Annotated in this window: 13 protein-coding genes and 1 pseudogene; 7 read left to right on the top strand and 7 right to left on the bottom strand. The window is 65.3% G+C overall.

All coding sequences use genetic code 11. The features are described from left to right. The first annotated feature begins 56 nt into the window (after positions 1-56). The 4 genes from ACFWV3_RS20580 to ACFWV3_RS20565 all read left to right on the top strand — a co-directional run bounded on the left by ACFWV3_RS20580 (position 57) and on the right by ACFWV3_RS20565 (position 4280). Positions 57-1478, top strand: a complete 1422-nt coding sequence (locus tag ACFWV3_RS20580) for an aldehyde dehydrogenase family protein (RefSeq protein WP_382413097.1) — start codon at positions 57-59, stop codon at positions 1476-1478. A gap of 606 nt (positions 1479-2084) precedes the next feature. Next, entirely contained in the window at positions 2085-2654 is a 570-nt protein-coding gene (locus ACFWV3_RS20575) for a hypothetical protein (RefSeq protein WP_382412989.1), read from the top strand. Positions 2655-2866: 212 nt separating this feature from the next. Beyond that, positions 2867-3775: an AraC family transcriptional regulator N-terminal domain-containing protein gene (locus ACFWV3_RS20570; protein WP_382412988.1), complete on the top strand. Its 909-nt coding sequence runs from the start codon at positions 2867-2869 to the stop codon at positions 3773-3775. A gap of 40 nt (positions 3776-3815) precedes the next feature. After that, positions 3816-4280, top strand: coding sequence for a nitroreductase/quinone reductase family protein (locus ACFWV3_RS20565; RefSeq protein WP_382412987.1), 465 nt, complete (start codon positions 3816-3818; stop codon positions 4278-4280). A 407-nt stretch (positions 4281-4687) separates the two neighbouring features. Here ACFWV3_RS20565 and ACFWV3_RS20560 read toward each other — a convergent pair whose 3' ends face one another. Then, complete coding sequence (locus tag ACFWV3_RS20560) at positions 4688-6103, bottom strand: aldehyde dehydrogenase family protein (protein WP_382412986.1); 1416 nt, start codon at positions 6101-6103, stop codon at positions 4688-4690. Between the two features lie 838 nt (positions 6104-6941). Next, on the bottom strand, positions 6942-7661 hold the full coding sequence (locus ACFWV3_RS20555; RefSeq protein WP_382412985.1) for an SDR family NAD(P)-dependent oxidoreductase: 720 nt from the start codon (positions 7659-7661) through the stop codon (positions 6942-6944). 470 nt (positions 7662-8131) lie between these two features. Here ACFWV3_RS20555 and ACFWV3_RS20550 point away from each other — a divergent pair, with 470 nt between their 5' ends. Together ACFWV3_RS20550 and ACFWV3_RS20545 are read left to right on the top strand one after the other, a co-directional pair. Beyond that, complete coding sequence (locus tag ACFWV3_RS20550) at positions 8132-8287, top strand: hypothetical protein (protein WP_382412984.1); 156 nt, start codon at positions 8132-8134, stop codon at positions 8285-8287. Positions 8288-8425: 138 nt separating this feature from the next. Next, positions 8426-8995 carry a TetR/AcrR family transcriptional regulator gene (locus ACFWV3_RS20545; protein WP_382412983.1) on the top strand — a complete coding sequence of 190 codons (570 nt, stop codon included), beginning with the start codon at positions 8426-8428 and terminating at the stop codon, positions 8993-8995. Between the two features lie 419 nt (positions 8996-9414). Here the strand turns inward: ACFWV3_RS20545 and ACFWV3_RS20540 are convergent, their stop codons facing one another. Continuing rightward, positions 9415-10164 (bottom strand): SDR family oxidoreductase, encoded by a 750-nt coding sequence (locus ACFWV3_RS20540; protein WP_382412982.1) that lies wholly within the window; start codon positions 10162-10164, stop codon positions 9415-9417. A 226-nt stretch (positions 10165-10390) separates the two neighbouring features. Between ACFWV3_RS20540 and ACFWV3_RS20535 the strand changes: the two genes are divergently transcribed. Then, entirely contained in the window at positions 10391-11470 is a 1080-nt protein-coding gene (locus ACFWV3_RS20535) for a hypothetical protein (RefSeq protein ID WP_382412981.1), read from the top strand. A gap of 487 nt (positions 11471-11957) precedes the next feature. Here the strand turns inward: ACFWV3_RS20535 and ACFWV3_RS20530 are convergent, their stop codons facing one another. The 4 genes and pseudogenes from ACFWV3_RS20530 to ACFWV3_RS20515 form a co-directional block, all read right to left on the bottom strand. After that, positions 11958-12266 (bottom strand): helix-turn-helix domain-containing protein, encoded by a 309-nt coding sequence (locus tag ACFWV3_RS20530; protein ID WP_382413096.1) that lies wholly within the window; start codon positions 12264-12266, stop codon positions 11958-11960. Then, positions 12193-12429, bottom strand: a pseudogene (locus ACFWV3_RS20525) (AraC family transcriptional regulator); the annotation flags it as partial. The gene ACFWV3_RS20530 and the pseudogene ACFWV3_RS20525, both read right to left, overlap by 74 nt. Before the next feature lie 187 nt (positions 12430-12616). Next, positions 12617-13042 carry a hypothetical protein gene (locus tag ACFWV3_RS20520; RefSeq protein WP_382412980.1) on the bottom strand — a complete coding sequence of 142 codons (426 nt, stop codon included), beginning with the start codon at positions 13040-13042 and terminating at the stop codon, positions 12617-12619. A 519-nt stretch (positions 13043-13561) separates the two neighbouring features. After that, positions 13562-14392 carry an SDR family NAD(P)-dependent oxidoreductase gene (locus tag ACFWV3_RS20515; protein WP_382412979.1) on the bottom strand — a complete coding sequence of 277 codons (831 nt, stop codon included), beginning with the start codon at positions 14390-14392 and terminating at the stop codon, positions 13562-13564.

Genomic DNA, 14392 nt, shown 5'->3' with positions numbered 1-14392 from the left:
GTACATGGATAGACCACACATGGATCTGCTATCGGATCCGAGTGACGCTGGGGCACATGACAGCGAAGACCCATCACCTCGGGCATTGGATCGACGGCCGCACCACCGTGGCAGTGGCCGACACTATCGACGTCGTCGACCCCACGTCAGGCCTGACCGTGGCCACCGTGTCCGCCGGTACCGACGCTGACGTCGACGACGCTGTGCTGGCCGCCCGGCGCGCGTTTCCCGCCTGGGCCGCCACGTCGCCTGAGCACCGCGCGAAGATCATGGAGCGGCTGGCCGACGAACTGGACACCAGCGCGGAGGCGATCACTTCGACCATCGTCGCCGAGCTCGGCTCCCCGGTCTCCGCGACGCGTGCCGGACAGGTCGCGGCACCGATCGCGTTGGCACGCGTCTTCGCCGAGGTCGGCAGGACCTTCCCCTGGACCGAGGAGGTCGGCCACTCGCTGGTCGTCCGCGAGCCGCTGGGGGTGGTCGGTGCGATCACCCCGTGGAACTTCCCGCTCAACCAGATGATGGTCAAGATCGGCGCCGGTCTCATCGCCGGCAACACGATGGTGGTCAAACCGCCAGAGGCCGCACCGTCGACGGCCAACATCCTCGCCGAGGCCGCACAACGAGCCGGCGTGCCCGACGGCGTGCTCAACATCGTTCACGGCACGGGCGCGGAGGCGGGCCAAGCCGTTGCCGCGCATCCTGACGTCGACATGGTGACTTTCACCGGTTCTACCGCCACCGGCGCGCTGGTCGCCGCGTCGGCGGCCGGCACGGTGAAGCGAGTGTCTCTGGAGCTGGGTGGTAAATCCGCGAGCATCATTCTGGACGACGCAGACCTGGCCGCCGCTGCGGAGGCCACCTTGTCCAGCGCCTGGTTCAACTCAGGCCAGGTGTGCGCGGCGTGGACGCGCCTGCTCGTCCCGCGACACCTGCACGATGAGGTGGTGGACGTGCTGGTCGCGGCGGCCGAGCAGTTCCGTGTCGGTGATCCCCGAGATGAGACCACTGTGCTCGGACCGCTGGTGAGCGAGACTCAGCGACAGCGAGTCGACACCTACATCCGACGTGGTGTCGACGACGGTGCCCGCCTGGTCTACGGAGGCGCCGGTCGGCCCGAAGGCCTGCAGCACGGTGCCTTCGTCCGGCCGACGATCTTCGCCGATGTCGACCCGGACTCCGTCATCGCCCAGGAGGAAATCTTCGGCCCTGTGCTCACGGTCATCGCCTACCGCAGCGAGGCCGACGCGGTCGCCATCGCGAACAACTCCCCGTACGGCCTGCACGGCGCGGTGTTCGGTGATCCTGAACGGGCTCTGGCCGTAGCCCGCCTGCTGCGCACCGGTCAGGTGGATGTGAACGGCGCACCGTTCAACCCGAACGCCCCGTTCGGCGGTTACAAGAAATCCGGATACGGCCGCGAGTTCGGCCGCTACGGGGTGGACGAGCAGCTGGAAACAAAGTCCATCCAGCAATGACGATCACTGGCGACCTGCGAGAGGCCTCACGGTGGTGCCGCCAACCGGTCCGCAGATCGGTAACGGGCGAAGGCCCACCATGAGTCGCTTCGCGGGCAGTCAGTGTCTGCCAAGCCCGGCCCGGAGGATTCCGAGGAGATCGACGTCGAGTGTCTTGCGCTGCGGCAGCGCAAGACACACCACCGACGCCGTCGCCGAGACGTGACTGCCAGTCCGCAGGAGCCCGCATCGCATCTGCCATAAGATGCTGTGTCCAGTGGCACCGGTTGGCTTCGCGAGCGCAGACCGTAGTAGTCGACGATCTTGCGGCACATCGCCAGGCCGACGCCGCATCGTCGAGCTCTGCATCGATCCGCGCGCGTGGTGTCTGCTCGGAGCGGACCTTCACCGCGTTGCCCATCAGGTTCTGGAACACGGCGGTGAGCAGAAAGGCTTCGCTTTCGAACTCCGGGAACGGCCCGGCAGAGCGGCAAGGCCGTGAAGGACGTCGACAAGGCGATCGACGAGCGACTGGCTCAGTAGTTCAACTTCGAGTCCGGCGCAGCCTGCGGGCGGCCGGCCCGCGAGACCGGTTCCGTCCCCGAAGTCGCCTCGCAGAGGAACGACGTGGCCGCGCTCCGGCTTCGACGACCGCTCACCACCACTCATATCTTCGTCGCACCCGGCGAAGACCGCCGGCTCTCCCCTGCCCGAGCCAACATTCACAAGAACGGAAGACAGCACATGAAGAAGATCGTTTCTGTTGCCATCGCGACGATTGCGGTCGGAGCGGCGACTTTGACCACGAACCAGGCGTTCGCGGCTGCCGCAGACGCTGCTCCATTGGCAGCGCACAGCGCAACCACCTTCAGCGATGACTGCAACGGCAGGGCGGAACTGTGCGGCAGGACCGCGGATCAGATGCCGGCGGCCGCCACGACGGACACCCGCGCTGCCGAGCCCGCGGTCGTGGACAATGTGGACAGTGATGACCCGGCGGGACAGGAGCCGCCCCAGCAGACTTTCCTTGGCGCAGAAACCGCAAGCATGCGGATGATTCCGGCCGAACAGCTCTCGGAGAACAGCAACTCCGCCGCTGACTGCAACTGCGGATCCACCTGTGGCTGCAAGCCGCGCGTGGGCATCATCGGCCAGAGCGAACCCGAGTCCGCGTCCGCACGTCGCGTCGACGCTTAGGAGCATGCCTCGGTCTGACCACACCTGCTTCACACCAGTACAGTCCTACGCCTTCAGTAGACGACCTGCTCGAGCCGGCCGACCTTGAACGCACCACCGGTCGGCGGGCTCGAACAGCAGGAAACAGCTCCCTCTGACACGAAAGTACGAACTTCATGCACGATCCTGCCGACGAGGCTCAGGGGACAGATCCTTCTGCTCTACTGGTCGACATGTCCTTTTTGGAGCTGCGCACGCTGTTGCAACGCCACGTGCGCCCCGACGGAGCAACGTCGATCAAGGGCGTGCGGGTCTGCAGCACGGACCGGGGCGAGCCCGCGCGAACCGGGATGTCCGGAACGGTTCTCGCGCTGGTAGGCCAAGGACGCAAGCAGCTTGCACTCGGCGATGATCTCTTCCGCTACGGCGTCGGCCAGTACCTGGTCACGTCAGTGGACCTGCCGGTGACAGGACAGTTCTGCGACGGCGGCGGTGAGGGACCGGCGCTGGGATTCGGCATGACTCTCGACCCCGCAGACATCGCCGAAGTCCTGCTCCGCGACGAACAGGCGCCGACACGCCCACCGATGACCCAGGCACGGCCGGGTATCGGCGTGAGCGACGCCTCGGCCGAACTGCTCGATGCCGTGGTGCGCCTGCTCCGTCTGCTTGACCGTCCTCGCGACCTGGCCGTGCTGGCACCTCTGATCAAGCAGGAGATCATCTGGCTCCTGCTCACCGGAGAACGGGGTGACGCGGTGCGCGAGCTCGGACTCAGCAACAGCCGGCTGTCGCACGTTCGCCGTGCGGTGCAATGGATCCGGCAGAACTACACGCGCCCGTTCCGCGTCGAAGACGTCGCACAGGCCGCGGGCATGAGCGTGTCCGCATTTCACCGCGGTTTTCAGGAGATCACCGCGATGACGCCCATCCAGTACCAGAAGCAGCTGCGACTGCAGGAAGCCCGGCTCTTGCTGGCACAGCAACCGGACGACGTCACCGGGGTGAGCCTGCGCGTCGGCTACAACAACCTGTCCCAGTTCAGCCGGGAGTACCGCCGTCAGTTCGGCGCACCCCCGAGTGTGGACGCGGCACGACTGCGGGGTCACGCGTTCCACGAGCCCGTCGACGCGCTGCTGTAGCAGCCACCGATCATCTGATTCGCCTTGCCAGGAGAAGAAAGTGACACCTGAGATCGAACCCGTGTACGACGTGGAGGCGGTCAACCGCGCCTTGGACCTCGGTCCCCACTCGTCGAGGGCTGACCGGACGATCGACATCACGACGGTCGGCCGCCGCAGCAAAGAGGCACGTCGCATCGAGATCTGGTTCCACCACGTGGACAACCGCTGGTACCTCACCGGCATGCCCGTCGCACGAAGCTGGTACGCCAATCTGCAAGCGAACCCGCGTTTCGTCTTCCACCTCAAGAACGGTGTGCGCGCGGATCTGCTCGCCACCGCGAAGCCGGTCGACGCCACGACCCGGCGCAGGGTGATCACCCAGGTCCTGACGCTGCAGAACCGCGCAGACCTCGGCAACCAGCACGCGGGCATCCAGAGCCTCGAAGAGTGGATGGAGCACAGCCCTCTTGTCGAGATCGTCTTCGACGACGACCGGCTGGCGTCCACACCGAATGCCCGGTGACAGCTCGGCGCAATCGGAAGCACACCTCCTGCGCGCTGCCCAGCCTGCCCGGATCCGCAGCGCGCAGGGTTCAACCGCGAGGACGTGATCGTCACCGCACGCGGGTGAAAACCCGTCGTTGACGGCACCCCCGGACTTTCCTCGCCGATTTCCACTCATCGAACTTTCACAAATCGCCACTACACGTGGGCCGGTGCTCGATTTTCCAATCGCGGGGGCACCACCACCCACCTCGATCCGGGAACAACTTCTTTCCAGCAGGATCGGCGGCGAGTAGCGGCGACCTGGCTCGCGAACCCGGACAACCCGTCCGCAAGTTTCGAGCGTCAATTGTTTGCCAGCTCACAAAGCGCGTCAAGGCTGGTCTACGTTACCCAGGACTCCTGGAAGAGAACCGTCCGCAAGCCCTACTTCATCACGGAGCGCACCTCAAGGAAACCTTCCAGACCGTAGGCACCATACTCGCGGCCGATTCCGGAGTTCTTGAAACCCCCGAAGGGCGAGATGGGCTCATACCCTCCGTTGATCGAGACACGACCCGCCTGCAGACGGGAAGCCACCCTGTGCGCCCGTTCTGAATCCGCAGAGAAGACGTACGCGTGCAGGCCGAATTCCGAGTCGTTTGCGATCTCGACAGCGTGGTCCTCATCGCGGTAGGTCAAAATAGACAGGACCGGACCGAAGATCTCCTCACGTGCGATCGTCATGTCATTGGTCACATCAGCGAACAGCGTGGGCCGGACGAAGTAGCCGTCTTGGAGACCTTCCGGTCGGCCAGCACCGCCCACAAGGATGCGAGCACCTTCCTCGACACCTCGGTGAATGTAGGACTGAACACGCTCCCACTGCCGCTCACTCACCATGGGACCGATGACGGTCGCAGGATCGGACGGATCACCTACCGGAAACTCGGACATGTGCTTGACCGCGATCTCGATCGCTTCCTCGACCCGACCCTCGGGCACGAGGATTCGGGTTCCGGCAACGCAAGCCTGGCCACTGTTGACGAACCCGGAGAAGAGGGCACCGGGAACGGCAGCCTCCAGATCGGCGTCATCAAGGATGATCGAGGGCGACTTCCCGCCCAGTTCCAGAGTCAAGCTCTTCAGATGCTCGGCCGATTCACGGAAGATGACCTTTCCGACACCGGTCGACCCTGTGAAGGAGATCCGAGGAACATCGGGGTGCCGCGTGAGGGTTGTGCCGACAACCTCACCTCGACCCGTAACGACGTTGACGACTCCACGAGGAAGATCCGCTTCGTGAATCGCCTGGGTCATGATCTGAGTCTGCGTGGCACTCATCTCGCTCGGCTTGACCACCGTCGTGCAGCCGGCCGCCAGGGCGGTCGCGACCTTGTCGGCGATGAAGAAGACGTTGGAGTTCCAGGGCGTGATGAGGCCCGACACCCCCACTGGCACCATCTCGACAGTCGCAGAACCGACTTCACGGACGAAGGCGAACGCCTCCAGCGTGCTGATCATGCCGTCGAACGCACCGACGGCGCTGTCCACCATCCACTCGTTGCGAACCGGCGCGCCGTACTCGATGCGGCTGGCTTCCAAGAGCTCTTCCCTCCTGGCGACGACGGCCTCCCGGAGTCGGCGCAACGCGTCGATCCGATCCTCCCTGGAAGTCGCCGACCACTCCGGCAACGCGCGCTTCGCCGCCGCGACGGCCAACTCCGTGTCGACCTCGTCAGCCAGGCGAACCTGGCCGATGACCTTCCCTGAGGCGGGGTTGTGGAGATCGAAGAGTTCCGTCCCGTGAGGAATGACGAACTCTCCGTCAACGTAGATCGTGTCAATGACGGCCTGTTCCACTGCTTCTCCCGATTTTCCTCGTCATAAAACCCGCGTCGCACTCGCACAAACGAGTAGACAGAACCGCAAACATCCTTGCCGACCACGGGTTTCAATGACGACATTGCCTACTCCTGTACGCATTCCATGCTAACCACCGCAAGCACGGTTCTTGCTAGCAGAATCTTGTCTATGATTTGCATAAATATGGCGAACAGGAGGAACGGTCGGGCGCGACAGCGAACAAGCCGACAGGCACACCTCGGCCGTACGGATTTCACGCGCCCAACCTGGCGAAGATCATCCCTCACCGGCCCGCTCCCAGGGCGTGGCTCGGCAGCAGGCCGCCAGAGCGGGAGACTCCGGCGGCCCTCTCGGTTCTCCTGATCAGACGTCACGCACGGACGACGGACTTCACACCATCCGGGAAACCGATCGGCGCGGCGGACTGTCGTTCACCGGCCCGCTTCGAGCCCGAGACCGACGCCTACCTCACGCCCTACTTCGCCGATCCAGGCGCGCTGAGGTCATCCTGGACAGCTTTGGCCGACGAGCTCGCCTCCGGTCAGCAACCTCGGTCCACGCCCCTGCGGATCAGGGCGTCCCGCTGCCCGCACATGAGCTGCGTGCCTTGCTGACCGGGGCATCTCGCAAGCTCACCGCAGATCGCCTTATCCGCTGACAGCCAGAACAGTTTGCAATCATTTGCACATCCACACGGTTTCGTGGTCACCGCTGATCCTGATCAAGGACTTGCTCTCGAACGCGGAGTGGAAGAACAGCTGAATACTGACTGGGCCGCTGGTGACGCGGGTTCGGAGAGCATGCAGTGGCCACTGACCCGGTCGAGCCCGCCGGGTCAGTGGCCCGCGCTCTGGCCGCCATCGACGTGCAGTACCTCTCCGGTGACGAACGGGGCGCTCTCCAGGTACAACACGCCGTCGACAATGTCGCCGACCTCGCCGAGGCGTCCCACCGGATGCAACGAGGCCAGGGTCGCGTGAGCCTCGGGCGCGTGCATGGGCGTGCGGATGACGCCCGGCGAAACGGCGTTCACCCGCACGCCTCGCGTGGCGAACTCGATGGCCAGCGACTTGGTCGCGGACTGGAGGCCTCCCTTGGTGAGCGAAGCGAGCACGGAGGGGACATTGCTGTTCGCGTGGTCAACCAGGCTGGTGGTGATCTGGACGACGTGACCTCCCCAGCCTTGCCTCAGCATCTGGGCCACGGCCAGTTGGGTGGTGGCGAAAAAGCCAGCCACGTTGATGCCGAACGCGGTCCGGAAGTCGTCCTCGGTGTAGTCGGTGAACGGCTTGGCAATGAAGATGCCCGCGTTGTTGACGAGCGTGTCGACGCGACCGAACTCTCGCACAGCGGTGTCGACGATGTTCCTCGCCACGGCGGGGTCGGCGATGTCGCCCGCGACGGTGACGAGGTCCGGCTCGTGAGCTGGAGCGATCGAACGAGAGTTGGCAACGACCGCGAAGCCCAGCCTCCGATATGCCTTGACGAGCGCCGCGCCGATACCCTGCGAGGCACCCGTGACGACAGCGACCTTCTGGTCGGTGGCGGTGCTCATGTTTGTTTGTCTCCTGATCGCGAGATCGTCGTTCAGCGGTTCGTGGTTACCGACCGCCGCTGTCCCGGAAGATTTATCGCCCAACTCAAGCTGCTTGCGTCCTTGCCCACCGTCACAAGCACAGTGCCGGAAATCCCAACTCGCGCGGGCCCGTCTCCGATCGGCGTGGCGGATGCGGAGGCCTCCATCGAGGCGGATCCGTCGGTACGCAGATGCGGTTGGAGCAAGGTGCACAGTTTCAAAGGGACGTGGAAACCAGCAGATCACGAGGTCCTGCGCTCGGAGTACTGTCGACAGGATCGTGCACGAGGTCCGCACTTCTGTGTCAACGAAGGTCGAACCTCTGAGGATTGGCAGCCCGCGTAAGCGTTATAACCAGGCGCGAAGTTCTTGGTCAGAGCCGAGGAGAAGTTCACGATGGCCCGCCGGAACGCATGCTCTCCGTGGCTTGCAGGTTGACGGTCGGGTTAGTGCGGCTAGCCAGCGTGTACGACTACGTCGCGACCGCCGAACGTGCGCTCGGCGGCGGCGAGGACGTTGGCAACGGCACACCCGGACCCTGCCAGGCGCTGCGCGACCTGGGCGCCGATGCCGCGAGAGCACCGGTGACGACTGCGACGCGCTAGCAGTTCGTGTTCATAAGCTGGGTTCCTTGTCCTGTGGCGTAAAATTCCCGCGTGACGGAGAGCACTCCGTTAACTAATTTCTCGATTGGACAGAGAGCTCTCCCAGGAAGCTCGTTTCGTAGTTGGAAGATCGGAGGAGTGTTGAGCGGCAAGCGAGCGGAGCAACTACGTGCGCAAGGTGAGCGCACCAGGGAGCGGCTCGTGGAGGTGGCTCGTGAGGCATTGGCAGCCGATGGCACGGTCTCGTTGAACGCGATCGCGCGCGCCGCGAACGTGGGCATCGGAACGCTCTACCGGCACTTTCCGGCCCGCGAGGACCTGGTCTTCGAGCTGTACCGCCACGAGGTCGACCACCTCGCGCTCACAGCGGACGATCTGCTCGCCTCCGCGGAGCCGTTCGCGGCCCTGCGCGGCTGGTTCGACCGCTACGCCCAGTACGTCATGACCAAGGCCGGTTTGGTGCAGGCGCTGCGTACCGCGTCCACACATGGACAGTTCGCGCAGGTGGCCTACGGCCCTGTCAGTGCTGCCATCGGCAGGTTGATCGAGGCCAACGAACGAGCCGGCACGATCCGGGCCGGCTATACCGCCGACGACGTGCTGCTCGCGCTCGACGGCCTGTACAACCTCGACCCCCACAGTGAATGGGCGCCACGGGCCGAGCGGTTGTTCACCCTGGTCGCCGACGGGCTACGCCCGCGCACCTGACCCGCACAGCGGCAGCGGCCTGCGCCCGAACGCGTGCAAGCCGCTGCGTGTGCTGATCGCCACGTGGATCCCGGCCCTGTCCAGAGGTTCCCCCGAGAACTCCCGGACAGTCCGGTCGAGGTCGGTACCGCGCTGGGGGGATGTGGGATGGAAATGGCGCCAGCCTCACGTGTCGTCGTTTTCGGACGTGCTTGACTGCGGTCTCCGAACACGACGACACGAGGCGGGGCGTGCGTCCTGAGCTGAGCGACCCGCCGTAGCGGGCCGGAGGGCCCAGTAGCGATGGTCCCTCTGACTGCCCGCGACAGATGAATGTTCCGCCCCGCAGACAAGGTTGGCTCCGATTCCGTCCTGTTGAGACGGATCGGTCCGCAGGCCGACCCTCCGCGCCGCGCCGGCTGCGACGCGGCGCGCGTGACTCAGATGGCGATGCCGCCGCTGACGTGCAGGGTCTGCCCGTGGATCCAGCGTGTTTCTCCGACGAGGGACAGGATCACGGTGGCGATGTCGTCAGGGGTCCCGATGCGCCCCAGGGGCGTGATGCCGATGATGTTCCGCCGGGTCTGCTCGGCGTCGCCGGTACTGGCCATGTCGGTGCGCAGCATGTCGGTCTCGGTGGCGCCGGGGGCGACGGCGTTGACGGTGATATCGCGGCCGGCGAGCTCCTTCGCGAGGATCTTGGTGATGGCCTCGACTCCAGATTTGGTGGCACCGTATGCGGTGTAGCCGGGTGTGCAGAGCCGGGTCAGGGCCGAGGACACGTTGACTATGGCCCCGCCCGCTCGCACACTCTTCGCGGCTTGCCGGTTGACGACCAGGGTGCCACGCAGGTTGGTGCGCAGCATCTGGTCGATCTCGTCGAGTTCCAACTCGACCAGCGGCTTGGTAGTCAGCGAGCCGGCCGCGTGCACGACGACGTCGATTCCACCGAACGTGCGCTCCGCGGCGGCGAAGAGCTCTGTCACGTCGTTCTCGTCCGCGACGTCGGCTCGTACGGCCAGTGCCTGATCCCCGCCGATTCCATCCACGACCGCGTCCGCGGCGTCCTTGCCGTGCTGATAAGCGACGGCGACGGCATATCCGGCGGCCGCCAGGCGCTGCGCGACCTGTGCGCCGATGCCGCGCGAACCCCCGGTGACGACCGCGACGCGCGAGTAGTTCGTGTTCATGAGCTGTGTTCCTTCGGCAGTGGCATGAGACATCATAGGGTGTGACGGAGAATTCTCCGTCACACCTCTGACGTTAGACGGAGTACTCTCCGTCATGCAAGTGCGCCTAGTACGACGGGTGCTGGAGGCAGGGTGGCGATACTCGCCTGGCCAAGCCGCCGACCGCTCACGCGGGTGTGCTCATTGGGCGGCACGAACCTGGCCGACGACCGGCAGCTGGTCGGTGGTGAGCACGTTTCCGTCGGCATGCGTCCGCGCGATCTCACCCGCCTTGTCCCTGCGAAGGGCGTGGCGGCGTCTTCGTAGGTGGGCCGCTGTTTTCGATTGCCTGGGCGAGATCCGTGAACCCCTACCGCTACGAACTCGCGTTTCCGCACCATGGCGGCATTCCCCGGCAGCAGGTGGCTACGTCGACTACACCACGAGGTCAGGCGACCTCGACATGGGCAACTTCCTGTACTCGCTGACCATCCCGTTGCCACTGCGGCAGACCGAGTACTACTCGCCCGCCACCTGGCAGACCATGATGCGGACCTCCCCTGACGCAGACGACGGACACGAGTCCGTGATGCTGTCGGCCCGGCGGGACTACAAGCCCGGTCAGCGACTCTCGGTGCAGTGGAACCGCAGCGTGATCGGCCCGAACCTGAGCCTGTCGCAGGACACCCGGCAGCCGGGCCTGCCCTTCCTGGCCTACCGCCAAGGCGATGTGATCACCACGTCGCTGCCGTTGTTCTCCGACGCCGCCGGACATCCCGGACCCGCCATGCCGGAGAAGGACAGCTTCGGTGACACCGTGCTGTACCGCGACAGCAAGGAGATCGGTCGCAGCGGCAAACCCGGCTACGGCAAGTTCACCGTGCCGACCGGCACCGCGAACTACCGCCTCACCAGCGAGGCCAACCGCACCAACCCGCACTGGCCTCTGTCCACCAAGGTAAGTTCGGATTGGACGTTCACGTCCGGCGGCAGCGACACCGCTGCCTCATTGCCGCTGCTCACCGTCGGCGTTGAGCCCCAGGTCGACCTGGAGAACTACGCACGTGCGGGCCACGTGCAGATGGTCTCCCTACGGGTGGACCGCCAGCAAGGAGCCACCGGTGGACAGACCACCTTGCGGTGGGCCGAGCTGTCCACCGATGACGGCGCGACCCGGCGCCGCACACCGATTCTCAGGATCAACGGCTCATGGCTGATGCCCGTGCTCAACCCAGCCAGCGTATTCGTCTCGGTCCGCGCCAACGCCGCAGACTCCGCCGGCAACACCGTCACCCAAACCATCATCCGCGCCTTCCGGATTCGATAGGCCAACCAACACGGACTCCAGACGAACTCCAGGACCAGCAGGCAGCCCTGAACGACGGCCCCTCGCCGTTGCCACCCGACCAGCGTCACAAGGCAGGGCGGCAACGGCGTGGAGCAATTGTCAGGGTGCACGTAGCGGAGACCGGCTGAGGAGGTTCCGCCCGAGCCAGCCGCACTCGTGCGGGCTGGCCTGTCTCCTGACCCCACGATGGCCCAGCAACCGACAGTCCAGTTCCAGGGTTCGCCTGCCCGCACCGATAACCGGCGGTCGACCAGATCCGGCGGGGACGACGCTGCCTGTTCGGCGATCGTCGGTCTCACTTTGAATGCGCTGTGATCCGCGGCGACCAAAAAGTTGAGGCGACCGTCGTTCCGTCACTCCCGCAAGATCACGGTGTCGATCAGATCCAGGTCGATGTCCCCGGTAGGCCCTTGTCTCCGTCTCCTGCAGCCGCCCCTTGAGCTGCGTCTGCCCGCTGACACGTTGATCAGCGACGGGTGGACAGCATGGACGCGTCGCCGGTCACGGTACCGAGCGCGCACACTGCCGCTTGTGTGCTCCGGTAATCCGCTGGAGAGCAGCCGACGTGCCTGGCGAACGCCGTGCTCAGCGCCGAAGAGGACCCGAAACCGAGTCTGGCCGCGATCTCTGCGATGCGCCGGCTTCTGGTGCGTAAGTTCGTGGGCGGCCACGTCGATCCGCCAGCGGGAGACGTACTCCGCGGGCGGGCGTCCCACCTGCCGGTGGAAGCGGTCGGCGAACAGGCTGCGTGACATCCGGGCTTCTCGGGCCAGATCGTGCACGGTCCAGCGGCGCGCAGGATCGGCGTGGATCGCCCGCAGAGCACGTCCGAGCATCGGGTCGCTGAGTGCGGCCAGCCAGCCGCGAGTTGTCGATGCCGTCTCGCAGGTCAAACGCAGGGTCTGCAAGAAGAGCACTTGGGCGAGATGCTGCCGCATCGCGGTTGTGCGTGCCGAAAACTACGTCCGCACAAGGTCAAGCGGCATGCCGATACTCGTGGAGGACTCCACCGAGACGGTCCCGTCGCAGTACCGCGAAGCGTTCGATCCGGTCAGGTCCAAGGGGTTGCGGGCGGGCTCGCAAGGGTGCTGCGGCGGCGAGGGACCAGTGGGCGCGGTGCAGGTTCTAGTGCTGCTCGTACGCTTGCAGCGCGTACCGGAGATGAACCTCGTTCCAGATCAGTGTGCGGTCCAGGAGCTCGCCGCGCAGTGTCTTGACCCAGCGTTCCATGATCGCGTTCGTGCGGGGCACCCGGACGCCGGTCAGGATCGTCGCGATCCCGGCGCCGCCGAGGATCTCGTCGATCAGTGCGGGGTACTTCCCGTCGCGATCACGGATGAGGAACCTGACTCGTACGAGGCTGCCGGCGTCCTCGAGGTCCATCAGGAGATTTCGGACTGCCTGTGTCACCCAAGCATGTGTCGGGTGCGCGGTTGTGCCGAGAATGCGCACGCGCCGACCGACGTGATGGACAGCGGCAAGGATGTACTGGCATGCGCCGGTCAGCATGACGGTCTCGATGAAATTGGGTCTGCTGCACGAGTAGGTCACGCTGTCACCTACTCGTGCAGCAGACCCATAGGGTCTCCACCGGGTGCACGGCGTCCAAATGCGACTGCACTGTCTGGATCACCTTCACAGGCAGCTGCGACCCCGAGGGTCACTCATGCTTCAGCGATGCGCATAGGAGCACGCTCAAATCCGCCGAAGTCGTTGCTCGACTTGATCCCCTCTTCTGCAAGACCACCCGCGAGGCGGTCCTCGCCGACTTGGCGGTGGCAGTCCATGACGTAGAAGTCGAACGGACAGATCGACTTGTACGCGGGTGTCTCCAACGAGAAGTGCCCACTCGCGATGGCGTGAATACACTGGGCGAGGTACCGAACTCAGACGGGCGTTGCCCAGGCATTTGTTGTCGTGCAGGGTGATCCGGAAGCGCGGATCGACGACGCCACCGAAACCCCCTTGATGGCCGGTGACGGCCGTCGCCGTCTGGCACGACCGCGTCACCGGTCATCATGTCCCTCAACTGGTGCTCGTCTGCGATCTGATCAGTGAGGACTTGCTTGGCTAGAAGTCCGTGCTGCGTGAGAGCTTCTCGTTGGCACGCAGCTCCACGAGGGCGTTCTCGTGCATCGCGGTGACGGCGTCGTAGCCGGCGTTGCCGAGCACGAGCCGATGCGGCGGAACAGGTGCGTTCATCGCGCTGATCACCGCCTGCACACCACGCACGGGGTCGCCCTCCTGCTTGCCGTTGTGGTGCACGAACGCCGCCTTGACGCTCTCGACCATCGGCACGTAAGCGTCGACCACCTCGTCGACGGGCTGGTCCTGGAAACCGGCGAAAGCCTTGGTGCGGGTTGCTCCCGGCTCCACGACGAGCACCCGCACTCCGAACGGCTCGACCTCGAGCCGCAGCGTTTCCGACAGTCCTTCGACCGCGAACTTCGCCGCCGAGTAGTAGCCGAACCCCTGTGCGGTGACCAGACCCGCCACCGACGACATGTTCACGATCCAGCCGTCGCCACGTGCCCGCATACCCGGCAGGACCGCACGGATCACCTCGACCACGGCGAACAGGTTGAGGTCGAACGTGCGGCGGATCGTCTCGTCAGGGGCCCCTTCGATCGAGCCGAACCAGCCACGGCCCGCGTTGTTGACCAGCACGTCGATCCCGCCGAACCGCTCCTCCGCCGTCTTGACCGCCGCACGCACCTGCTCGGCATCGGTGACGTCGAGCTCGAGAACCAGCACGCGGTCGCCGTACTCCTCAGCCCATTCCCGCAGCTCAGCGGGCCGACGCGCGGTCACCGCGACTCGATCGCCCTGAGCCAGTGCAGCCTCGGCGTAGACCAGCCCGAACCCCCCGGGCGTCCCACCAGTGATGAACCAAGTCTTCAT

This window comes from Lentzea sp. NPDC059081 (genome assembly GCF_042738015.1).
GTDB lineage: Bacteria > Actinomycetota > Actinomycetes > Mycobacteriales > Pseudonocardiaceae > Lentzea.
Note: the sequence above shows the minus strand (reverse complement) of the source record. Positions and strands in the feature narration are given on the sequence as shown.